Origin of the sequence: Sneathiella chungangensis (assembly GCF_009882935.1) — a bacterium.
GTDB classification, from domain to species: domain Bacteria; phylum Pseudomonadota; class Alphaproteobacteria; order Sneathiellales; family Sneathiellaceae; genus Sneathiella; species Sneathiella chungangensis.
The window spans coordinates 120,710-144,319 of the sequence record NZ_WTVA01000001.1 but is presented as its reverse complement, the minus strand read 5'-3'; the positions used below and the strand labels follow the sequence as shown (position 1 = coordinate 144,319).

Below are 23,610 nucleotides of genomic sequence, written 5' to 3'. Positions count from 1 at the left end.
GAAACACAATTATTTGCCCGGAATATGGCATTGTGGGGGCCATTCGTCCAGTCTAACTTTCACCGCCCGGGCATATCCCGGCGGCCTTTGCGATGCGTCCGATTCTGATGATTCTGGCCGCCGGCGGATCGCGTAGTTGCTTTTGTGCAACCCGTCGGTAATTTTTCGTTAACCATACTGACGCCGATTTGTCATGAAACCGCCATATTTCGCGACATCTCGGGATATCTAAAATTTTAGCCACAAGATGTTGTGGATTTGCTGTTGACTTCGATTTTTGAGAACGACATGATCCTAGGCCGTGAGGGGGATTTGTCTACTATATATAGTAGGCGCTGGAGCTGAGGGGCCCGTTGCTGACCCTGCGTTTTCCGGCGTTTTAGACCAAATTCCCTCCCTGAAGATGACAAGACTGAACTTGCGAATGGAAGGTTTGAGATGCGTATTGAGCGACGGTTTACTAATAAAGATTCTTCTCCCTACGCGAGCGTCAAATTCAGGCAGACCACCAGTGAAATAAGAAACCCGGACGGATCTGTCGTTTTCAAGCTGGAAGGCATCGATGTTCCCGCCGAATGGTCGCAGGTCGCCTGTGACATTATCGCCCAGAAATATTTCCGCAAAGCCGGCGTCCCGGCCCGCCTGAAACCAGTGGCCGAAAAGGACGTGCCGGACTGGCTGTGGCGGCAGACCCCGGATGAAGAGGCGCTCGGCGCCCTGCCCGAGGATGAGCGCTATATTGGCGAAACCTCCTCGACGGAAGTTTTCGACCGGCTCGCCGGGACCTGGACCTACTGGGGCTGGAAAGGCGGCTATTTCGACACCGAAGAGGACGCCCGCGCCTATTTCGATGAAATGCGCTACATGCTGGCCCGCCAGATGGGCGCGCCCAACTCCCCGCAATGGTTCAACACCGGCCTGCATTGGGCCTATGGGATCGAAGGACCGGCGCAAGGCCATTCCTATGTCGATTTCAAGACCGGCAAGCTGAAGAAATCCGTCAATTCCTACGAGCATCCGCAGCCCCATGCCTGCTTCATCCAGTCGGTGGATGATGATCTGGTCAACGAGGGCGGGATCATGGACCTCTGGGTCCGCGAGGCGCGGCTCTTTAAATACGGCTCCGGCACCGGCACCAATTTCTCGAGCCTCCGGAGTGAGGGCGAGAGCCTTTCCGGCGGCGGCAAGTCCTCGGGCCTGATGAGCTTCCTCAAGATCGGCGACCGGGCGGCGGGCGCGATCAAGTCGGGCGGCACCACCCGGCGCGCGGCGAAGATGGTCACGCTCGATATCGACCATCCGGACATCGAGGAATATATCGGCTGGAAAGCCGTTGAGGAACAGAAGGTTGCCTCCCTCGTCGCCGGATCGAAGCTGTGCAATATTCATCTCAACAACGTCATCAAGGCCTGCCACGAGATCAAGGGCGACGAGGCCTTTATCCCGGCCGAAAATCCGTCGCTGAAAAAAGCCATCATCGGCGCGCGCAAGGCGATGGTGCCGGAAAACTATATCCAGCGGGTTATCCAGTTCGCGAAGCAGGGCTATACCGAGGTTGAATTCCCGACCTATGACACGGACTGGGATTCGGATGCCTATCTCACGGTGTCGGGGCAGAACTCGAACAATTCCGTGCGCGTCACCGACGCCTTTATCGAGGCGGTGCTGAAGGATGGCGACTGGAAGCTGATCCGCCGCACCGACGGCAGGGTCGCGAAGACGGTGAAGGCCCGTGACCTCTGGGAACAGATCGGCGAGAGCGCCTGGCAGTCCGCCGATCCGGGCCTGCAATATGACACCACCATCAATGACTGGCACACCTGCCCCGAAGATGGCCGGATCAATGCATCGAACCCCTGCTCGGAATATATGTTCCTCGATGATACGGCCTGCAATCTCGCCTCGCTGAACCTGATGACCTTCCGCCGCGCCGACAAGAGCTTCGATATCGAGGCGTTCGAGCATGCGGTCCGCATCTGGACGATCACGCTGGAGATTTCGGTGCTGATGGCGCAGTTCCCGTCGGAGGAAATCGCCAAACTCAGCTATAAATTCCGCACCCTCGGCCTCGGCTACGCCAATATCGGCGGGCTGCTGATGGCGCGCGGCCTGTCCTATGATTCGGATGAAGGCCGGGCGCTCTGCGGCGCGATCACCGCGGTCATGACCGGTACCGCCTACAAGACGAGCGCGGAAATGGCCGAGGAACTCGGCGCCTTCCCGGGCTACAAGAAGAACGCAAAGCATATGCTGCGGGTCATCCGCAACCACCGCAATGCGGCCTATGGCCTGACCGATGGCTATGAGGGACTCAATGTCATTCCGGTCGCCCTCGATGCCATCAACTGCCCGGAACCGGGGCTGACCGAAGCGGCGAAGAATGCCTGGGACGCGGCGCTCGACCTTGGCAAGAAGCACGGTTATCGCAACGCGCAGACGACGGTTATCGCGCCGACCGGCACCATCGGCCTTGTCATGGACTGCGATACCACCGGGATCGAGCCCGATTTCGCCATCGTCAAGTTCAAGAAGCTGGCCGGCGGCGGTTATTTCAAGATCATCAACCGTACGGTGCCCGAGGCGCTCAACCATCTCGGCTATAATCGCGGCGAGGTCAAGGCGATCATCGATTATGCGGTCGGTCACGGGACCCTGGAAAACGCGCCCGGCGTCAATCACGAGGCGTTGCGCGGCAAGGGCTTCACCGACGATATCCTCGAACGGATCGAGGCGGACCTCGGCACCAGCTTCGATATCAAGTTCGTGTTCAACAAATATTCGGTCGGCGAGGACTTCTGCACCGAGGTGCTGAAATTGAAGACCGAGGACATCAACGACTATAATTTCGACATGCTCGCGGCCCTCGGCTTCACCAAGAAAGAGATCGAGGCGGCGAATACCTATTGCTGCGGCGCCATGACTTTGGAAGGCGCGCCGCATCTGAAGGACGAGCATCTTTCCGTCTTTGACTGCGCCAATCCCTGCGGGCGGATCGGCAAGCGGATGCTCTCGGTCGAGAGCCATATCAAAATGATGGCGGCGGCGCAGCCCTTCATTTCCGGCGCGATCTCGAAAACGATCAATATGGCCAACAGCGCCACCGTTGAGGATTGCAAGGACGCCTATCTTCTTTCCTGGAAGCTCGGCCTCAAGGCCAATGCGCTCTATCGCGACGGCTCCAAGCTGAGCCAGCCCCTCTCCGCCCTCACCTTCGATGAGGACGACTTCGACGAGGTGCAGGAGGAAATCCAGTCCTCCCCGGCGGCGGCGAGCAACGTCATCGCCGAGCGGATCGTCGAGCGCATCGTCTCGGAGCGCAAGAAACTGCCGACCCGGCGCAAGGGCTACACCCAGAAGGCGGTTGTCGGCGGGCACAAGGTTTACCTGCGCACCGGCGAATATGACGATGGCGGCCTTGGCGAGATTTTCATCGACATGCATAAGGAGGGCGCCGCCTTCCGCAGCCTGATGAACAACTTCGCCATCGCCATTTCCATCGGCCTGCAATATGGCGTACCGCTGGAGGAATTCGTCGAGGCCTATACCTTCACCCGGTTCGAGCCGTCGGGCATCGTCGAGGGCAATGACGCCATCAAGATGTCGACCTCGATCCTCGATTACCTGTTCCGGGAGCTGGCGATCTCCTATCTCGGGCGCAACGATCTTGCCCATGTCGCGCTTGATGATTTGCATAATGACAGCCTCGGCACCGGGGACGATCAGGCGAAGATCACCGAGGATGAATATTCCGAGAACAGGGCCACGATCAACAATGTGATCAATCTTGCCTCGACAGGTTATGTCCGGGCGAACAATTTCGAGGTGTTGCAGGGCGGCCTGTCCGCCATGTCGGCAAGCCTGGGTCAGGGTCAGGTGAGCGCCGCCGCCGCAAGCGTCGGGGCCGGTGGCTCCGTCGCCGCGGCCAGCGTCTCTGTCGGCGGCGCCCCCGGCGGACCGGACAAGCTGAGCCGCGCCATGGAAGCGCGGATGAAGGGATATGAGGGCGACAGCTGCGGCGAGTGCGGTAATTTCACCCTTGTGCGGAACGGCACCTGCATGAAATGCGATACCTGCGGCGCCACCAGTGGATGTTCCTAAAAATTAACGTGTTCAGTTGATTGCCCAGTTTATTTCATCTGGCAGATCAGGAGTTTTGTTGCGTACCCCGTAGAGTAAAAGAGTAGCGTACCCCGTAGCGTAAGACGTAAATTTACGTTGAGTAACAAGGTTGGAAAGTGCGGCGTTTTGGCACTTTCAGGATTGCTAAACCTTTTTGTCTTACTCCCTATAAAAAGAGCATGTTTCCGGAGACATGCTCTTTTTTTTCTTGGGATCAGGCCCAGGTCGTCGCAAATCCCTTGCGCTTGAGATTCTTGGTGATCGAACGCGACTTGCGCTTGGTCTCGATATCCGGCTGCGGTTTGCCGAAATACCAGCCCTGCCCGTAATTGACGCCGAGCACATTCAGCACATGCAGCTGTTCCTTGGTTTCGACCATCTCCGCGATCGTGCCGATATCGAGTTCTTGGCAGAGACGCGACAGCGCCTTCAGGATCGCCGCATCGCGCTTGTTGGTGAGGACTTCCTTGATATAGGTGCCGTCGATCTTGATGTAATCGACCGTCATCGCGCGGATATACTGGAAGGAGGCGGAGCCCGAGCCCATGTCGTCGAGGCTGACCTCCATGCCGCTCGCGCGGATCTGCTGGATCACCTTCTCGGCGCGCTCCAGGTCATTGATGCGGCTGGTTTCGGTGATTTCCAGGCCGACATTCTCGCGGATTTCGTCGTTATCCTGATACATCGCGAGCAGGCTGTCGATAAAGCTATCGGACTCCAGCGAATAGCCGGACACATTGATCGCCAGTTTCGGCAGTACATCGCCGCGCTTCTGGATTTCGGTCAGCTTGTCCTTCACCTTCTGGGCAACGCCGAGATCGAGATCCTGGATGATTCCCGTCTCCTCGGCGAAGGTTACGGTCTCGTACGGGGATTCACCATCCTTGAAGCGTGAGAGCACTTCGTAATGATGCACTTCCTTGTCCGAGATGCGGACGATCGGCTGATAAACCAGCTTGAATTTGTAGTTCTGGAACACCGATTTGAGGGCTAGCATACGGTTCATCGTCTTTTCGAGGCGGTTGTCCATGCCTTCGGCCAGCGACTTGATGTTGAATTCTTCCGTATCGCTCGCAACGAAGCGGTTGATGACATACATCAGGGCCTGCGTCGCATGATTGGCGGAAAGCTGCCCTTTCAGGAGGTCCACCGTGCTTCGCTGCACGGAAAATCCGTTTTTCGATTCATCGCCCGTCAGCGAGGTGATCTTGTCTTCCAGCAATTTACCGTCGATGGACGGGCTGTGCATGACGCCGTATTTATCCTCGTCGAGGCGGCCCGCACTGTCGCCGCCCAGCGAATAGCGGCGCAGAATGACCCCGACCCGGTCCATGAAATTCGCCATGCCGTCTTCGCCGAGATGTTCCTGAAGCGTGCTCAGGCCGTTGAGATGCAGGAGCGTGAGTTCCGTCCGCTGCCCGGCGTCCGAGGCCATGGCCATCTGCCGGTCGGCGAGTTTCAGGAAATCCTTGCGGTCAAGAAGGCCGGTATCCGTATCGCGATATTCGGCGTTGGACCGCGCCGCCGCCATGCTCGAAATATTGAGGGCCAGGAAGACATGCTCATGATTGCGCGGCAGCTTGCAGGCGCCGACGATCACGGACACCTTGGTTTTCTCCATGCGCGCCACGACCGGCGTAATGCGGTCGCCGACCTTCATGCTGGCGAGGATATGTTCGATGACCGCCTTGTCCTGCTGCGCCACCAGTTCGACGAAGGACGCGCCCTTAAGGTCCGCCATCTCGACACCGGTCAGCCCCTTGGCCGCGCCGGAGGCGAAAATAACCACACCCTTGTTATCAAGTTCGATGAGCAAGTCCGCGGCAGCGAAGGAAAATGCGACGAAGCGCTCCTTCTCGGTCCGCAGACTGTCTAATTTGCTTTCTTCTGTCACCTTGCAACCTTTTGGTTAATCTGCGGGTAACAATAACTGCCCATTTCTTAACAAATCAGAAAAATACGGAAAAAAATGACAAAAAACCCGCCGGGTGGCGGGCTTTTTCTCTCAGGCCGGATTAGGCCGCGTTATTCGCCGGTTTTCGGCTGCGGCAGGACCGTGCGGATATGCAATTCGCGCAGGTTTTTCAGCGGAACTTCCGCCGGCGCCTGCATCATCAAATCCTGCGCCTGCTGGTTCATCGGGAAGAGGATGACCTCGCGGATATTCGGCTCGTCCGCCAGCAGCATGACAATGCGGTCGACCCCCGGCGCAATACCGCCATGGGGCGGCGCGCCGTAGCGGAAGGCGTTCAGCATGCCGCCGAAGCGATCTTCGACCACCGCGGCGTCATATCCGGCAATTTCGAAGGCCTTGACCATGATGTCCGGGCGGTGGTTCCGGATGGCGCCGGACGACAGCTCGATCCCGTTGCAGACGATATCATACTGGTATCCCTTGATGTCCAGCGGATCCATGGTCTCTAGGGCTTCAAGCCCGCCCTGCGGCATCGAGAAAGGGTTATGGCTGAAATCGATCTTCTTTTCCGCCTCGTCATATTCGAACATGGGAAAATCGATGACCCAGCAGAAGCGGAAGACGTCCTTCTCGATGATGTCCAGCTCCTCGCCGATGCGGGTGCGGGCCTTGCCGGCGAGTTCCGCCGCGCCTGCCGCCTTGTCGCAGGCGAAGAAGACCGCATCCCCCTCACCCACGCCGGTGATCTCGCGGATTTTGGCGATGCGCGCATCATCAAGGTTCTTGGCGATCGGGCCCTTGGCCTCGCCATCCTTGAAAATGATGTAGCCAAGGCCGCCCGCGCCTTCTTTGCGGGCCCAGTCGTTCATCTTGTCATAGAAGCTGCGCGGCCGGTCGGCAGCGCCGGGTGCCGGGATTGCGCGAACGATGGAGCCCGCGGTAATCGCCTTGGCGAACAGTCCGAAACCGGAGTCCGTGAAGGGCTCGGTCACGTCGCTGATGAGGATGGGATTGCGAAGGTCCGGCTTATCGGAGCCGTATTTCAGCATCGCCTCATCGAAGGGGATCCGCTCGAACGGTGTCACGACTTTACGGTCGCCCGCGAACTTCTTGAAAACATTGGTCAATACCGGCTCGACGGCGGCGAAAACATCTTCCTGTGTCACGAAGGCCATCTCGATATCGAGCTGATAGAATTCGCCCGGGCTGCGGTCGGCGCGCGCATCCTCGTCGCGGAAACAGGGCGCGATCTGGAAATAACGGTCGAAGCCCGACATCATGATCAGCTGCTTGAACTGCTGCGGCGCCTGCGGCAGCGCATAGAACTTGCCCGGATGCAGGCGGCTCGGCACCAGGAAATCCCGCGCCCCCTCCGGCGAGGAGGCGGTCAGGATCGGCGTCTGGAACTCCATGAAACCCTGTTCGCGCATCTGATCGCGCAAGGAGGCTATGATATCGGACCGCAGGACAATATTTTTATGCAGCCGCTCGCGCCGGAGATCGAGATAGCGATGACGCAGGCGGATATCCTCCGGATATTCCTGCTCACCGAATACCGGCATCGGCAGTTCCTCCGCCGCCGATTGCAGCGCGAAGTCGGTGATATCCACCTCGATCCGGCCCGTCGGCAGGTTCGGGTTGATCGTCTCGTCGCTGCGGGCGACGACATTCCCGGTAATCGTGATCACGCTTTCCGAGCGCACGCTCTCCACCGCTTCGAAATTGGCGACATCATGCTCGATCACGCATTGGGTGATGCCGTAGTGATCGCGCAGGTCGACAAACAGGAGGTTGCCATGATCGCGCTTGCGATGAACCCAGCCCGACAGGCGGACGGTTTTGCCAACATCACTCTCGCGCAGCTCGGCGCAAGTATGGGTTCGGTAGCTATGCATCGATACTCTCTATAAATCTTCTGGACCCCGCCGGGGCCGATTTGGACAATGAGCGCCTGTATTACATGGTTTTTCGCCCGCCGCCAACCTTCCTTTATGGAGAAATATCGGCTATTGTGCGCAAAGAGAAGCTTTGTAACATAACAGCCAGCGTTTGGGTGCCCCAAGTCGCGTATCTGTCCGGAAAGGGCACAGTAAATCAATGCAGATAATTACGACAACCGCGGCCCTTGAAGATCTGGTATCAAGGTTCGAGGCCCATCCCTATTTCACCATCGATACGGAGTTCCTGCGCGAGAGCACTTTCTGGCCGATCCTCTGTCTCGTCCAACTGGCGACGGAGGATGAATCGGCGATTGTCGATCCCATGGCGAAGGGCATCGATCTGGCCCCCCTCTTCCGCCTTCTGCAGAACGAGAAGATACTCAAGGTCTTTCACGCCGGGCGCCAGGACCTTGAAATCTTTCATCATCTGAACGGCGAGGTGCCGCGGCCGATTTTCGACACGCAGGTTGCGGCGATGGTCTGCGGTTTCGGCGACTCCGTCGGCTATGACACGCTGGTCTCCAAGATCACCGGCAAGGGCATCGACAAATCCTCGCGCTTCACCGACTGGTCGCGCCGCCCCCTCTCCGACCGCCAGCTCACCTATGCGGAGGCGGACGTCACCCATCTGCGCGACGTTTACAAACATCTCGCGAAGAAGCTGAAGGAGCGCGGCCGCGAGGAATGGGTGACCTCGGAGATGGAGATCCTGCTCTCCCCCGACACCTATTTTATGCCGCCGGAAAACGCCTGGACGCGGATCAAGGCGCGCAACCATCATCCGAAATTCCTCGGCATCCTGCAGGCCGTCGCCGCCTGGCGCGAGCGGCAGGCGCATCGCCAGGATATTCCGCGCAACCGCATCCTGCGGGACGAGGCGCTGATCGAGATCGCCTCAAACCCGCCGAAAGATCCCGAAACGCTCTCCCATGTGCGCGGGATTGGCCATAAATTCGCGGAGGGCAAGATGGGGCAAGGCCTTCTTGAGGCCGTGCAGGAAGGCGTCGCGCTGCCCGCGGATCAGGCGCCGCGCCTGCCCCGGAAAGCGCCGCCCTCCAAGGGAACGGGGCCGCTGATGGAATTGCTCCGGGTGCTGCTCAAGCTGCGCTGCGAGGAGAATGAAGTGGCGCAGAAGCTGGTCTGCAACATGGCGGATCTGGAGCGCATCGCCGCCGATGATACGGCGGATGTACCGGCGCTGAAGGGCTGGCGCCGCCGCGTCTTCGGCGAGGATGCGCTGAAACTCAAGCATGGCAAAATCGCCCTCTCCTCCGAGGACGGCAAGATCAGGATAATCGACTTGGCGTAACCTCAATCTCGGATTTCAGATCGAGCGCCGCCGCGAGATCTTCCAGCTGTTTGATGACATGCTGCCCGACAAGCGCCGACAGCGACGTCGGGATTCGCAAGGTTACCGTGGTCGAGGAAACCTCCAGCCGGGTTTTCGAGAGAATGCCGATGGTGCCGCCGCTCAAGGTATGCGACAGCCGAAGCGCGAGGCCGATGGTGAGGGCGTTTTTCGCTTCCGCCTCGCTCAGCAGGCGGAGGCTGTCATCGGGCGCCGGGCCGGAAAAATCGCCCTTGTAACGGGCATAGACCGACAGCGCGATCATGGCGCGGCCGCGATGGCCGATGCCGTTGAAGGGGGCGCGGAAAATCCGCCGGAAGGCCTGCGCCGCGCGGTAGTCGGAATTGGCCCACCAGGCGATATCGGAAAGCGTCGCGGCGGCCAGCGTCAGCCGCTTGCCCTTACGGTCGGCCATGCGGACCAGGTCCTTCAGCCAGTCGAAGATTTCCTCGCCATGCTCGGCGAACCGGCCCTCGCTGGCGGCCATGTCGCGACAGGCATCGAGAAGCGGGTCGCGCTTGCGCACGGATTTCTTGAGCTCCGAAAAGAGCATCCCCTCGCGCAGGCCGTTGCCGGAGAAAATCACGTTCTTCAGCGTCACCTTCTCCAGCAGTTCCTGCATGATGATGGCGGCGGTATGCATGGTGTTGGCGCGGGATTTCGGGATACCGTTGGCGTTGTACAGATCCTCGATCGACATCGCGAGGATTTCATCGATCAGCGCCGTAATCTCCTCCCCCGTCAGGCGATAGTTATGGATGATATTGAGCGGATGGTTGGTCTTGATGATGTGATAGCGAGCAAGCACACGCCAGGCGCCGCCGACCGCATAGAAATTCTTCGCCGTCATCTCCTCGAGCCAGGCCGCCTTGGCGAATTTCTTGTTGATGAACTTGCGGAGCTTCTTCTCCGGCATGTTCATATGGGAGAGGCGCAGCGCGCCGAGGGGGAGTGTTGCCGTTTCGTGAATTCGGAAATCCGAGATTTCCACCAGTTCCAGACTACCACCGCCGAGGTCTCCGGCAAGACCGTCGGCGTGGGGAATGCCTGAAAGGACACCCAAACCGGAATAGCGCGCCTCCTGCCGGCCACTCAAAACCTGGACATTGAGGTCGCATTGCTGCTCAATCTCGGAGACGAATTCGGAACCGTTGTCGGCCTCACGCACGGCGGCGGTGGCGGCCACCATCACCCGCTCGATCCCCATATGATGGACGAGCGCGGCATAGCGGCGGAGCGCGGCGAGCGCATCGGCCATGGCCTTCTCGCCAAGCCGTCCGGTCGTGCCGAGCTCCTGCCCGAGGCCGCAGAGGACTTTCTCGTTGAACTTGGGGAGCGGCACCCGCTGGGGGCCGTCGAAAACCACCAGACGAACGGAGTTTGAGCCGATATCTATCACGGCGGTAGACCGGTCGGACACTTTGACGACGGGGTCTAGCTCTCTATCCCGATCTTCCATTCTCTCCACGCACCTGCAACACGATAGGGCTCGATTTTAACTTGGCGGAACAAGTTTCGGTACAGGTTCCTTTACAAGCAAAGCCTTGCCGCGTCCAGATAAAGACGGGTTGGTCATAAAATAATTATGCGCCGAGAAGGGATCGCCATCGGGGACGATCCGCTCATACTCGCCATTCGCGAGGAGTTTCCAGCTCTGCTGGTTGTCCTTGAGGCAGACCACCATGATCTGGTCGAGAACCTGGCGATGGATGGTTTCGTTGGTAACGGGGACGAGCGCCTCCACCCGGCGGTCGAAACTGCGCTGCATCCAGTCGGCGGAGGAAATGAAGACCCGCGCCTCGTCCGACGGCATTTTCTTGCCGTTGCCAAAGCAGACGATGCGCGAATGCTCGAGAAAGCGGCCGACGATGCTGGTCACCTGGATATTCTCCGACAGGCCCTTGATCCCCGGGCGCAGGCAGCAGATGCCGCGGATCACCAGGCGGATATCGACGCCCGCGTTGCTCGCCCGGTAGAGCGTGTCGATAATGATCGGATCGACAAGGGCATTGAGCTTGGCCCAGATGGCAGCCGGCTTGCCCGCTTTCGCAAATTCGATTTCCTTCTCGATCATCTCGATCAGCGAACTACGAAGGCTGTAGGGCGAAAGCACGAGTTTCTGCAGGCCCTTCGGCTTGGCATAGCCGGTGATGTAATTGAACATCAGCGTCGCGTCGTTGGCCAGCGCCACATCCGTCGTGAACATGGAGAGGTCGGAATAGACCCGCGCATTGACCGGGTGATAGTTGCCGGTGCCGAAATGCATATAGGTCTTGAGGTTCCGTCCTTCGCGGCGGACCACCATCGATACCTTGGCATGGGTCTTGAGGTCGATGAAGCCATAGATGACCTGCGCCCCTGCCCGTTCCAGATCGCGCGCCCATTTGATGTTCGCCGCCTCGTCAAAGCGCGCCTTGAGCTCGATCAGCGCGGTGACCGACTTGCCCGATTCCGCGGCCTCGATCAGCGCGCTCACCACCGGCGAGTTGGCCGAGGTGCGATAGAGCGTATGCTTGATGGCGACCACATCGGGGTCCGCCGCCGCCTGACGGAGGAACTGGACGACGACATCGAAACTCTCATAGGGATGATGGACAATGAAGTCCTTGGTGCTGATCGCGGCGAAAATATCGCCGCCCGCGTCCCGCACCCGTTCGGGATAGCGCGGGGTATGCGGCTGGAAACAGAGGTCCGGCCGGTCGGCGGTGATCAGCTGCGAGGTGTCGGAGAGGCCGAGAAGGCCGTCAACGACAACCACGGCGCGGTTGTCGAGCCCCAGTTCGCGGCTGAGATACTCAACGAATTCCTCCGGCATTTCCTTGTCGACCTTGAGGCGGATGACGCTGCCGCGGCGACGGCGCTTGAGGGCGGATTCGAACAGGCGGACAAGATCCTCCGCCTCTTCCTCGACCTCGATATCGCTGTCGCGGACGATGCGGAACATGCCCTTGCTGGCCACGTCATAGCCCGGGAACAGATGGCCGAGAAACAGCATCACGATATTCTCGAGGCTGATGAAGCGGATTTTCGGACCGGGCAGCCGGATGAACCGATCGAGCGCCTGCGGCAACAAAAGCAGCGCCTTGAGATTGCGCTCCGATTGCTTGCCCACCAGCTCGAGGAACATGCCGAAGCCGAGATTCTGGATGAAGGGGAACGGATGCGCCGGGTCAAGCGCCATCGGCGTCAGGACCGGATAGATCTGCTGCATGAAATAGTCTTCCAGCCAGCCGCGTTCCTGTTTCGTCAGTTCCTTCGGCGCGAGGACCGCCACCCCGGCCTGGCGAAGCTCCGTGGTCAGCTTGTTCCATTGCCGCATCTGTTCGTTGATGAGCAGCGTCGCCTTGTGATCAACCTCCGCCAGCTGCTGCGCGGGCGTCAGGCCGTCATCGCTCATGGTCTTGATATTGGCCTTGATCTGACCGAGCAGCCCGGCGACGCGGACCATGTAGAATTCATCGAGATTGGTGGCGGAGATGGACAGGAACCGCAGACGCTCGAACAACGGATGGGAGATATTCGCCGATTCCTCGAGCACCCGCCAGTTAAAGGAGAGCCACGAGAGTTCGCGGTTGATAAAGCGGTCAGGACTGTCAATCAGGCCCGGTCCGGTGTCCCCTACGCTGTCAAATTTCGTCGACATCCTAATTTCTGCCCCATCCAAAAAAACGCGATCATCTTCCCAGTATATAGGGTCGGCATCATCGAATTATGACAAAACCGAAAAGATTGCGCCGATTTCCCGGAATTCTACAGGCAAATGGTAAAAAATCACTCTACCTTGGTCCAGGTCTGGCTCTTGCAGATGAAAAGAACGCAGCCCTTCACCTCAAGCTCCTTCGGATTGACCAGCGTCATTTCGGAAGAATAGGTCTTGCCGTCCTCCGGATTGTAGATTTCGCCGTCATCCCATTCGTTCTGGCCTTCGGGCACAAGGCCGCTCAGCAGCTCGAGCCCCAGGATCGGGCGGCTTCGCAGCGCCTCGTCGCTGTTGTTCTCGTCCGTCTTGGGCTTGCCCTCGGGCGTGTTCGGCTCCTTCAGCCAGATAATCTTGCCGCAGAGCTTGTCGCCGCAAGACTCTATTTTTACGTGGCTTTTCCCCTCCACCGTCGCCCAGACGCCGGTGATATCCGCCCGCGCCGGCGCGGCGGCGAGCAAGGTTGCGACGCAAAGGCCCAGAAAAGTCGCCAGAATCCGCATCATAGATCCTCCCATGGTTGCAATTTCCTACAAAGTACCCGGGAAGGCGCCGCCATCCAACAGGATATTCTGTCCCGTGATATAGCCCGCCTTGTCGCCGCAGAGAAAGGCGCAGGCCGCGCCGAATTCTTCCGCCGTGCCGAACCGGCCCGCCGGGTTGCTGGCCGCGCGTTCTTTGCGGATTTCCTCGATCGGCCGACCGCTTGATTTCGCCACCGCCTCGAAATTGCCGCGCAGCCGGTCGGTATCGAAGGGGCCCGGCAGCAGCGCGTTGATGGTCACATTATCGACGACGGTTTTCCGCGCGATCCCGGCAACGAAGCCGGTCAGCCCGGCCCGCGCGCCGTTGGAAAGGCCGAGAATATCGATCGGCGCCTTCACCGCGCTCGAGGTGATATTGACGATGCGGCCAAACTTGCGCGCCCGCATGCCATCGACCGTCGCCTTGATCAGCTCGATCGGGGTCAGCATATTGGCGTTGAGCGCCTTCTGCCAGTCCTCGATCGTCCAGTTATGGAAATCACCGGGCGGCGGACCTCCGGCGTTATTGATGAGGATATCGGGCTCGGGGCAGGCCTTCAGCACATCGGCGCGCCCTTCCGGCGTCGTGATGTCGCCGGCGACGGCGATCACCTTGACCGGGGATTGCGCCCGGATATGCTCCGCCGTTTCCTCAAGCGTCGCCTTGGTGCGCGCGGTCACCACAAGATTGACGCCTTCCGCCGCCAGCGCCTCTGCGCAGCCGCGGCCAAGCCCCTTGCTGGAGGCGCAGACAATCGCCCATTTTCCCGAAATTCCCAAATCCATGTTCTATCCCTCTTCTTCCCTGAAGACTTCGCGGATCAGCGAAACCGTTATTTTTCTTTTTCTGGCGAGCGCGCTCCGGTCGAGTTTCGTAACGAAGCGTCCCGCCTCCTGGAACGACCGTTCGAGCCGCTGCACGATATATTGGACGACATCCGGCGTGACGGCAAGCTGGCGGTCGGAAAAAAGCTTGATGACCAGCGCCGCGAACAACTCGTCATCCGGCTCGCGGATGCGGGCGATCGGCACGGTGCCAAGGCGGGAGGACAGGTCGGAGAGCGCGAGCCGCCAGGTGGCCGGAGCCGATCGGGCCGTGATCAGCAGGCTGCCGCCCTTCTCCTGCACCAGATTATAGAGATGAAAGAGGATTTTCTCATCGACCCCCTCGCCCGTATCCTCGATAATCAGCGCCCCGGCGGCAAGGTCGTTCAGCGTCTCGATCCCGAGGTTGGACAGATCGCCCGCCGCCAGCGATTGCGCCCCGCTTGTCGCCTGCCAGACCTGCGCGAGATGGGTCTTTCCCGATCCCGCCGGGCCGACCAGCAGCAGCGAGCGCGCGGGCCAGTCGGGCCAGCGGTCGATCCAGGCGACCGCCTCCTCATTCGCGGAGGTCACCAGAAAGTCATCCCTTTCCCTCGCCGCCCGAAAGGAAAAATTCATTGGAATTTGAGAGGGTTGCATATCAATCCTCAAGCAGTCTTTCCTGATCTTCCGGCGGCGGCGCGCCATAGAGCGGGCTCTGGAGATACTGGTCGATGGCAAAGCGGCTGAGAACGCCGATCACGGCGGCCATGGGCACGGCGATGAGAACACCGACAAAGCCGAACAGGCTGCCGCCCGCCAGCAGGCCGAACATCACCCAGACCGGATGCAGCCCGACCTTCTCGCCAACGAGATTGGGGACAAGGACATAACCTTCGAGAATCTGGCCGACGACGAAAATCCCGCCGACAATGCCGATAATGATGAAATCGGGCCAGAACTGGATCGTTGCCACGCCGACCGAGGCGATAAAGCCGATAATCGCGCCGACGAAGGGAATGAAGGAAATCAGGCCCGTGACAATGCCGATGACCAGCCCGAATTCAAGCCCGATCACCATCAGGGCGATCCCGTAATAGGCGGCGAGCAGCAGGCAGACCGTCGACTGCCCGCGAACGAATCCGGCCAGCACGTCGTCAATATGCTTTGCCAGCATGCGGACCTGGCCCGCGTTCTTCTTCGGCAGCCAGCTGTCGATCCGCGCGACGATATGGTCCCAGTCGCGCAGCAGATAGAAGGCGACCACCGGTGAGATGACAAGCAGCATCACCATATTCACCAGCGCCAGCCCGCCGCCGACGATGTTTTTCGAGATCGAGCCGAGGCTCTTCACCGCCTCGCCGACATATTGCCCGACCGTCTGCTTGAATTCGGCGCTCTGTTGCAACGCCGGGATATCGACGAAGCGGTCGATGAACGGCAGCAGGAAGTCATGCAGGCTCTGGTAATAACCCGGCAGGTTATTGAGAAGCCCGACAAACTGGTCGATGATGACCGGCACCAGCAGGATCACCGCAAGGATGACCAGCACCAGGAAAAGCCCGATAATGATCGCCGTCGCCGTCGTCCGGTTGATCCCCGCCGCCTCCATCCGGTCGGCCACCGGATCGAGGAAATAGGCGACCGCCATGCCGAGAACAAACGGCAGCAGGATATCGCTCAACAGAACGAGGAAAAGGACAAAGGCCACCAGCGCGATGACCCAGAATTTCATTTGCTGCTTAAGCGTCATGGTTTCCTCCCGTCCCTAGCTGTTTTGCCGTGACCATTGCAGGATATAGGTGAGCCCCGAGAGCACCGTGGTCACCGATACGATATAGACGAAGAGCTCGATCAATCCGCTGAACCCCATATCCAGGCCGAGATCGCCGAGCACGATGGCGGCGAGGCTGATCTGGCAGAAGGTGTTCAGCTTGCTGAGCTTCGAGGGCACGATGGCGATATTGAGCTCAAGCAGGAAGGTCAGGAGAATCGCCCCGACGATCAGGATATCGCGGCTGACCACCAGGATCACCAGCCAGCTCGGCAGGTCCTGCTGCACGCCCAGTGTCACATAGATGGAGACCAGCAGGATCTTGTCGGCCAGCGGATCGAGATAGGTGCCGAGCGGCGTGACCAGGTCGAACTGCTTGGCGATCAGCCCGTCAAGCGCATCCGACGCCCCGGCCAGCAGAAAGGCGAGGAAAGCGGCATACATTTGCTCGGCCAGGATCAGCCAGACAATGATGGGCACCATAATCATGCGGATCAATGTAATCGAGTTGGGAATATTCAAGACCGCTTCCAAACCTTATGTTATCTCGTGATTTCAATAGATTATGGTAATTATTTAAGATCCAGCGTCCAGTAGCCGTCGCGTTCGACAAGCAGGAGGTCCCGCTGGGCGAGCGCGCCGGTCAGCTGGTCGATGCTGCCGACAAAGGTGAGATGCCAGAAGGCCTGACTGACCGACAGCTCCTTGACGCGGGTTGCCGTCACCGCGGACAGGCCCTCGACCTTTTGCTGAATGGCGAGCCAGTCTGCGAGGCTCTTGATATTGGTGGTGACCGCAAGGGTATTCTCGATACTGAAATCAAGGACATTCTGGCGTTTCCAGTCTTCCTGTATCTTGGCGACCAGGTCGAAGACGACGCTTTGCATCAGCTCCTCCTCATTCGCGCTGCCCTTGTAGGTCTGGACGACCGCGGCGTTGAGCTGCCCGGCGACATTCTGCGTGATATCGAGGAGCAGCGTGCCGTCCGCTTCGGTGCGCTCGCTCGCCGTGATTACCTGCACTTCCGCCGCGCCGTAGCTTTCCTTGAGGGCATTGAGCGCCGCCTCGTCGAGACTGACTGCCTGCTCCGCGTTGATCGCCTTGAAATCCGACAGATCGCCCGCCGGAACGATTATCGGCCGCAACAGGGATTGCGCCCAGTCATCGCGGAGGGCGTCCGGTTCCTGCGGGCGGAGGCCGTAATCAATAATATCGATCCAGACCGTGCGCCAGGGATTGGGATACTCCCAGAGATAGGCCCGATCCTCCTGCAGGAAGACGGGCAGAACGACCACGGGTTTGCCGAAAGATTCGGAAAAAGGCAGCATGTTGACGCGCAGAAGCCGGCGGATTTCGTCGCGCTTGAACTCGAAGGTCAGGTCGGCGAGATAGCGTTTTGCGGAGGTCCGTTCATTGGCGACCTGGAAGGACGCGACGAGCGGCGTGATCGTTGCCTCATCGAGATCGGGCAGGCTGTTGTGGAACGGCACCGGCACCAGACGGCGGAGCAACGCATTGATGGCGCGCTCCTGCCCTTTGCGCACGGCGATGGTGCGGGCATCGGAGGCCGAGGCGGCCGTTTCATCGACGGCAATGTCGCGCACGACGTAGATATTCTCCGCCGCCGGCACCGCCGCTACAATTCCTGCAAGGCAGAAAATGAGAACGGCCAGTCCCACGATGCGCGAAAAGATTGAAGTTGGTTGTGTTTCCGTCATTGCAAACCACTGGAAAAAAAGTATGTTGGCCCGATCATAGTCATAAACTCGGGTGCAGCATAACTTATGAACAGCGATAGCTCCAAAAAAAGTTACAGCTACAAGGATGCAGGGGTCGATATTGTGGCCGGAAACTCACTGGTTGAGGCCATAAAACCCCTCGCGGCTAGCACCCGGCGCGCCGGCGCCGACGCGGATCTCGGCGGGTTTGGCGCGATTTTCGACCCCCGCGCGGCGGGCTTCAAGGACCCGCTTCTCATTTCCGCGACCGATGGCGTCGGCACCAAGCTGAAAGTCGCCATCGACATGAACCGCCATGATACGGTCGGCATCGATCTGGTCGCCATGTGCGTCAACGATCTGGTCGTGCAGGGCGCGGAACCGCTCTTTTTCCTCGATTATTTCGCGACCGGCGGCCTCGATGTCTCCGCGGCGCGCGATATCATCAAGGGAATCGCTGAGGGGTGCCGTCAGGCCGGCTGCGCGCTGATCGGCGGCGAGACGGCGGAAATGCCGGGCATGTATGCGAAGGGCGATTATGACCTCGCGGGCTTCACCGTCGGCGCGGTGGAGCGTGATGATCTTCTGAAGGCCGACAGCCTCGATGACGGGAACGTCCTCCTTGGTCTCGCCTCCTCGGGTCTGCACTCGAACGGCTTTTCTCTGGTCCGCAAGATTGTCGGCGATTTCAAGCTCGATTACGCGGCCCCGGCGCCCTTCGATTCCTCGATCACGCTCGGCGATGCGCTGATCGCGCCGACCCGCATCTATGTGAAAAGCTGCCTTGAGGCGGTCCGCGCGAAACATATCCTCGCGCTCTCGCATATCACCGGCGGCGGGCTTTACGAGAATATCCCGCGCGTGCTGCCGAAACATCTCGCGGCGCGGCTCGATGCCAAAAGCTGGCCGCTGCCGCCTCTCTTCCGCTGGCTTGCGGAGCTGGGTAATATCGAGGCGAAGGAGCTCGCCACCACTTTCAACTGCGGCCTTGGCATGGTTGTCGTCGTCCCGGCAGAAAAGGCGGAGGCCGCCACGAAGATGCTGACCGCCGCCGGGGAGACGGTCTACCGGATCGGCGAGCTGGTCGCGCGTGAGGGGGATGCGGCGCAGGTGATCATCAACAGGTTGGAAGAAAATTGGCAAAGCTGAAAGTCGCCGTATTCATCTCGTCCCGCGGGACGAACATGCAGTCGCTGGTGAAGGCCTGCCGGGCGCCGGATTTTCCCGCCGAAATCTGCTGCGTGCTGTCGAACAACCTTGAGGCGGCGGGCCTCAAATTCGCCGCCGAGAACAGCATCCCGACCCGCACCATCGATCATCGCGACTTCGAAAGCCGGGAGGCGTTCGAGGCCGAGATCACCAGTTACCTTGAGGATTTGAGCATCGATCTCATCTGCCTTGCCGGATTCATGCGGCTGCTGACGGCGGAGTTCGTCAACCGCTGGCGCGACCGTATTCTCAACATCCATCCGTCGCTGCTCCCCGCCTTTAAGGGGTTGCATGTGCATGAGCGGGCAATTGAATCTGGCGCGCGCTTCGCCGGCTGCACGGTGCATTTCGTGCGGCCCGAAATGGACAACGGGCCGATCATCGCCCAGGCCGTCGTGCCGATCCTGGAGGCGGACACCGCGGACAGCCTCGCCGCCCGCATTCTCGAGCAGGAGCATCGCATCTATCCGCTCTCGCTCCGGCTTGTTGCCGAAAACCGCGTCAAGATCCATGGCTCGCGCGTGCTGATCGAACGCGCCGAGGAGGAAACGGGCGCCCTGATCAATCCGAAACTTGAAAATTTCTGAAAGACGCGTAGATATGATTGGCAAATCAACCAGCAGGATATTCCGCCTCGCCGCCATTCTCGTCGGGGCGACCCTTGTCGCAACCGCCTGTCAGGGAGGGGACCCGTCAATGACCATCGGCGCCATCTATAATCTCAGCGGAGATCAGAAATCTCTCGATATCCCGTCCTCCCACGGCGCCCGGCTCGCCATTGACGAAATCAATGCGGCGGGCGGCATCCTTGGCCGGCAGGCGACGCTGCTGATCGAGGATGGCGAGACCGACCCCGCCGTAATCGCGCAGAAAACTGCCGCGATGATTGCCGCCAACTCCGATATGCCGGTGATGATCGGCATGTCGGATACGGATGTGGTGCTGGCGGCGGCCAAGGTCGCCGCCCGGGACAAGCGGATTTTCATCACCTCCGGCGCGACATCGCCGCGGCTGCCCAAAGAAGTACCGGGATATCTCTTCCTCGCCTGCTACGGCGATAATGTGCAGGCCGCCGCCGCCGCCACCTTCGCCCATGACGAGCTGAAGCTTAAAAAGGTCGCGGTGCTCTATAAGGAGCAGATGTCCTATACGGAGCTGCTGCGCGGCTATTTCGAGGAGAGCTTCCAGGCCCTCGGCGGGGAGGTCATTTTCAGCCGGGGCTATACGAAAGCCAACTTCACTGACGCCGTCGCCTCCCTGCCCGCCGCCGATTTCATCTATCTCTCCGCTTCCCCCGACGAGGTGGTGAGCGCGGTCAGGGCGTTGCGCGATGCCGGGTTCACCGTCCCGATCCTGAGCGGCGACGGTTTCGATATCGGCATGGACTGGGCGAATCTGCCCGATGAATCGAACGTCTATTTCACGACCCATGCGGATGTCAGCGCCAATGACAAAAACGCGGAGGTCATTGCCTTCCGCGCCGCCTTCAAGAAGAAATTTCCGGACGCTGAGCCGGATGCCTTCGCCGCGCTCGGCTATGATACGGTGAAGCTGGTGGCCGCCGCCATCGACAAGGCGGGCAGCAGCGATGTGAACGCCGTCAAGGCCGCCCTCTCGACCCTCACGGGTTTCAAGGGCATCACCGGCGAGATCAGTTTCACGGACGGCAGCCAGATCCCGACCAAGTCGGTGACGATCATGAAGGTGGTGAAGGGCGACGAGACGTTCGTGCGGACGATCCTGCCGACGGACGTGCCTGCGCCCTGATCGCGCCGGTTCCGCCTTCAGCGGAGTTGAACGGAAAATTTTTTGCTCTACTATCACAGCATCATGACAGAGCAAAAGAATATCAACCAGAATGAGCGGCGGAATGTCGATACATTCAAGCTGGCCGTGCACCGGACCGAGCTCGCGAACCGTCGTACACTGATGGCCTATGTCCGGACGACGATCGCCCTCGTTGCCGGATCAATCGCGCTGACAAAGCTGGTCGAGGATCAATGGCTTAACGTCGTCGGCTGGGGGCTCCTGCCGATTGCCGTCATCAGCCTGTTGATCGGCATCGATGATTATCACCGCGTTAAAAAATCCATCAATGAGGAAAAGCAGGACGGCGGGCTGTAGGCTCCGTCCACCTCGCCCATGAAAAAAGCCGGAGGCGCGAGGCGCTCCGGCTTTTGTTCGGGATCTCAGCGCTTAGCGTGAGTAGAATTCGACGATCAGGTTCGGCTCCATCATCACCGGATAAGGCACGTCGGCCAGCTTCGGGATGGCATTGAAGGTGCCCTTCATGGCCTTGTGGTCGACGTCGATATATTCGGGGACGTCGCGCTCCGGGCTATCCACGGATTCGAGGACAAGCGCCATCTGCTTGGATTTCTGGCGGACCTCGATCACGTCACCGGGCTTCACCTGGTAGGAGGCGATGTTGACCTTCTTGCCGTTGACCATCACATGGCCGTGGTTGACGAACTGGCGGGCCGCGAAAACGGTCGGCACGAATTTCATGCGGTAGACGACGGCGTCAAGGCGCCGCTCCAGCAGGCCGATCAGGTTCTCGGAGGTATCGCCCTTCAGGCGTGTGGCTTCTTCGTACAGACGGCGGAAGCCCTTCTCGGTAATCGAGCCGTAATAGCCCTTAAGTTTCTGTTTCGCGCGGAGATGGATACCGAAGTCGGAGATCTTGCCCCGGCGGCCCTGGCCATGCTGGCCCGGTCCATATTCGCGGCGGTTAACCGGGCTTTTCGGGCGGCCCCAGAGGTTCTCGCCCATGCGGCGATCGATTTTGTATTTCGCTTGAATGCGTTTGCTCATTTACTTGATCCAGTTTTCTATTCAGGAAAAAGGCACGCCGACGAGGCCTGCACAAGGCGCGCATCATAGAAACTAACGCCCGCTTGTCAAGCCTTTACGACGCTTTTTCGGGACGGATCCGGTCGATAAAGGCGAGGATCTCGGCGGACACGATCTCCGGCGCTTCATGGGTGACCCAATGGGTGATGCCTGGCAGCCGCTTGATGGTGAGATCATCGATGAAATTCTCGAGGCCGACAAGATTCTCTTTAATCAGGGCGTGATCCGCCTCCCCCCAGAGAACGAAGGTGGGGACATGCACCTTGAAGTCCTCGGGATTGAGGCCGAACCCTTTGCCCTTCGTCTCTTTCGTTGCCGGGACGAGCGGCGACGCGCGGTAATAGTTGACCATCGCCGTCATCGCGCCGGGCTGCGCCCAGGCCGCGCGGTAGGCGTCCGCGTCCTCCTCGGTCATCAGGCCCCTCTCGATAATCTCCCGAAAGGTCCAGTCCAGCAGCCATTGACCGTTATTCGCGAGCATTTCCGCCTCCGCGTTCGGATTGCGGAAATAGGCCATATACTGGCTGTTGGCGATCTGCTCGTCATTGTTGCTGAGCAGGTCCGCAAAGATATAGGGATGCGCGCCGTTCAGGATCATCAGCCCCTTGATCCGCTCCGGATGGGCGATGGCGACCGCATAGGCAATGGCCGCGCCCCAGTCATGGGCGACCAGATAGAAGCTTTCCTTGCCGAAATGATCCGCAAGCTCGATCATGTCCCGGACCAGAGGACCGATGCGGTAGGCCTTCACCCCCTCCGGCTTGTCAGAGAGGTTATAGCCGCGCATGTCCGGCGCGACCGCGTGATATTTCTCGCCGACGACAGGCAACTGGTCCTTCCAGCAATACCAGAATTCCGGAAAGCCATGGAGCATGAGGACGAGTTCGTCATTCTCCGCCCCGCATTCGGCATAATGCAGGCTGATATCCGTAAGCTCCGCCCGTTTATGATGGATCGCCGTCATCTTTCCTGTCCTTCAGCTTCATGGTGAGGCCCTTGATAATCCCCTGAAAGGCCCGCACATCCGATTCCATCAGGCCGAGCCGCTGGAACATATTGCGCATGTTGCGAAGGATAACATGCTTTCGCTGCTGGATCGGATCGAAATAGCCGCGGGCATCCAGCTCCCGCTCGATCCGCTCGAACAGATGCGACAGCTCCGCCTTGTTGGCCGGGCGTTCCTCATTCAGGATTTTGACCGGCGGCGTGTCATCGGCGGCCTGGAACCATTCATAGCCGACCAGCAGCACCGCCTGCGCGAGATTGATGGAGGAGAAATCGGGATTGAGCGGCACCGAGATGATGGCATCGGCGAGCGCCACATCCTCCCGCGAGAGGCCGACGCTTTCCTTGCCGAACAGAATGCCGGTCCGGGCGCCATGCCCCGCCTTTTTGCGAAGCTCAATGGCCGCCGCCTTCGGGGTCGCGACTTCCTTGATGACGTCGCGCGGCCGCGCCGTTGTCGCAAAGACATGGTTGAGGTCGGCAATCGCCGCCTCGGTCGTCTCAAAGACCCGTGTGTTCTCCAGCACGATCCGGGCGCCGGAGGCCATGGCGACCGCCCGATCGTTGGGCCAGCCGTCGCGAGGGTTCACAAGGCGGAGGTCCGTCAGGCCGAAATTCAGCATCGCCCGCGCCGCCGCACCGATATTCTCGCCCATTTGCGGCTCGACGAGGATGATCGCCGGCTGTGCAGCGCCTGACATGCA

19 protein-coding genes are annotated in these 23,610 nt (G+C 59.8%); 6 read left to right on the top strand and 13 right to left on the bottom strand.

What is annotated here, in order from left to right:
* Positions 1–438: 438 nt before the first annotated feature.
* Positions 439–4,098: a vitamin B12-dependent ribonucleotide reductase gene (locus GQF03_RS00690; RefSeq protein ID WP_161337267.1), complete on the top strand. Its 3,660-nt coding sequence runs from the start codon at positions 439–441 to the stop codon at positions 4,096–4,098.
* Between the two features lie 235 nt (positions 4,099–4,333).
* On the opposite strand, the gene GQF03_RS19075 is transcribed toward GQF03_RS00690, so the two are convergent.
* Positions 4,334–6,013 (bottom strand): EAL domain-containing protein, encoded by a 1,680-nt coding sequence (locus GQF03_RS19075; RefSeq protein WP_161337266.1) that lies wholly within the window; start codon positions 6,011–6,013, stop codon positions 4,334–4,336.
* Positions 6,014–6,144: 131 nt separating this feature from the next.
* Entirely contained in the window at positions 6,145–7,929 is a 1,785-nt protein-coding gene (gene aspS, locus GQF03_RS00680) for an aspartate--tRNA ligase (RefSeq protein WP_161337265.1), read from the bottom strand.
* 202 nt (positions 7,930–8,131) lie between these two features.
* Here aspS and rnd point away from each other — a divergent pair, with 202 nt between their 5' ends.
* Positions 8,132–9,283, top strand: coding sequence for a ribonuclease D (rnd, locus tag GQF03_RS00675; protein WP_161337264.1), 1,152 nt, complete (start codon positions 8,132–8,134; stop codon positions 9,281–9,283).
* On the opposite strand, the gene GQF03_RS00670 is transcribed toward rnd, so the two are convergent.
* The 8 genes from GQF03_RS00670 to GQF03_RS00635 all read right to left on the bottom strand — a co-directional run bounded on the left by GQF03_RS00670 (position 9,261) and on the right by GQF03_RS00635 (position 17,839).
* A complete protein-coding gene (locus tag GQF03_RS00670) occupies positions 9,261–10,781 on the bottom strand; it encodes a Ppx/GppA family phosphatase (RefSeq protein ID WP_161337263.1) in 1,521 nt (506 codons plus the stop codon). The genes rnd and GQF03_RS00670 overlap by 23 nt on opposite strands.
* Positions 10,782–10,817: 36 nt before the next feature.
* Positions 10,818–12,965: an RNA degradosome polyphosphate kinase gene (locus tag GQF03_RS00665; protein ID WP_161337262.1), complete on the bottom strand. Its 2,148-nt coding sequence runs from the start codon at positions 12,963–12,965 to the stop codon at positions 10,818–10,820.
* Positions 12,966–13,093: 128 nt separating this feature from the next.
* Entirely contained in the window at positions 13,094–13,525 is a 432-nt protein-coding gene (locus GQF03_RS00660) for a DUF2147 domain-containing protein (protein WP_161337261.1), read from the bottom strand.
* Between the two features lie 24 nt (positions 13,526–13,549).
* The gene (locus tag GQF03_RS00655; RefSeq protein ID WP_161337260.1) at positions 13,550–14,329 is read right to left on the bottom strand and encodes an SDR family oxidoreductase; all 780 of its coding nucleotides are present in this window, start codon (positions 14,327–14,329) and stop codon (positions 13,550–13,552) included.
* Positions 14,330–14,332: 3 nt separating this feature from the next.
* Positions 14,333–14,941 carry an HdaA/DnaA family protein gene (locus tag GQF03_RS00650; protein WP_206376055.1) on the bottom strand — a complete coding sequence of 203 codons (609 nt, stop codon included), beginning with the start codon at positions 14,939–14,941 and terminating at the stop codon, positions 14,333–14,335.
* 67 nt (positions 14,942–15,008) lie between these two features.
* Positions 15,009–16,100: an AI-2E family transporter gene (locus tag GQF03_RS00645; protein WP_161337258.1), complete on the bottom strand. Its 1,092-nt coding sequence runs from the start codon at positions 16,098–16,100 to the stop codon at positions 15,009–15,011.
* A 15-nt stretch (positions 16,101–16,115) separates the two neighbouring features.
* Complete coding sequence (locus tag GQF03_RS00640) at positions 16,116–16,643, bottom strand: CDP-alcohol phosphatidyltransferase family protein (RefSeq protein ID WP_161337257.1); 528 nt, start codon at positions 16,641–16,643, stop codon at positions 16,116–16,118.
* A gap of 50 nt (positions 16,644–16,693) precedes the next feature.
* Entirely contained in the window at positions 16,694–17,839 is a 1,146-nt protein-coding gene (locus GQF03_RS00635) for a DUF2066 domain-containing protein (protein WP_161337256.1), read from the bottom strand.
* A gap of 66 nt (positions 17,840–17,905) precedes the next feature.
* Here GQF03_RS00635 and purM point away from each other — a divergent pair, with 66 nt between their 5' ends.
* From purM to GQF03_RS00615, 4 genes are read left to right on the top strand one after another with little or no spacing between them, the layout of a single operon-like run.
* Entirely contained in the window at positions 17,906–18,988 is a 1,083-nt protein-coding gene (gene purM / locus GQF03_RS00630) for a phosphoribosylformylglycinamidine cyclo-ligase (protein ID WP_161337255.1), read from the top strand.
* Positions 18,976–19,635, top strand: a complete 660-nt coding sequence (gene purN, locus GQF03_RS00625; RefSeq protein ID WP_161337254.1) for a phosphoribosylglycinamide formyltransferase — start codon at positions 18,976–18,978, stop codon at positions 19,633–19,635. The genes purM and purN overlap by 13 nt, the downstream gene beginning before the upstream one ends.
* Positions 19,636–19,648: 13 nt before the next feature.
* On the top strand, positions 19,649–20,815 hold the full coding sequence (locus tag GQF03_RS00620) for an ABC transporter substrate-binding protein (RefSeq protein WP_161337253.1): 1,167 nt from the start codon (positions 19,649–19,651) through the stop codon (positions 20,813–20,815).
* A gap of 42 nt (positions 20,816–20,857) precedes the next feature.
* Entirely contained in the window at positions 20,858–21,172 is a 315-nt protein-coding gene (locus tag GQF03_RS00615) for a DUF202 domain-containing protein (RefSeq protein ID WP_161337252.1), read from the top strand.
* 72 nt (positions 21,173–21,244) lie between these two features.
* On the opposite strand, the gene rpsD is transcribed toward GQF03_RS00615, so the two are convergent.
* The 3 genes from rpsD to GQF03_RS00600 form a co-directional block, all read right to left on the bottom strand.
* Positions 21,245–21,862, bottom strand: coding sequence for a 30S ribosomal protein S4 (gene rpsD, locus GQF03_RS00610; RefSeq protein ID WP_161337251.1), 618 nt, complete (start codon positions 21,860–21,862; stop codon positions 21,245–21,247).
* 94 nt (positions 21,863–21,956) lie between these two features.
* Positions 21,957–22,865, bottom strand: a complete 909-nt coding sequence (locus tag GQF03_RS00605; RefSeq protein WP_161337250.1) for an alpha/beta fold hydrolase — start codon at positions 22,863–22,865, stop codon at positions 21,957–21,959.
* The gene (locus GQF03_RS00600; RefSeq protein ID WP_161337249.1) at positions 22,846–23,607 is read right to left on the bottom strand and encodes an RNA methyltransferase; all 762 of its coding nucleotides are present in this window, start codon (positions 23,605–23,607) and stop codon (positions 22,846–22,848) included. The genes GQF03_RS00605 and GQF03_RS00600 overlap by 20 nt, the downstream gene beginning before the upstream one ends.
* Positions 23,608–23,610: the final 3 nt, after the last annotated feature.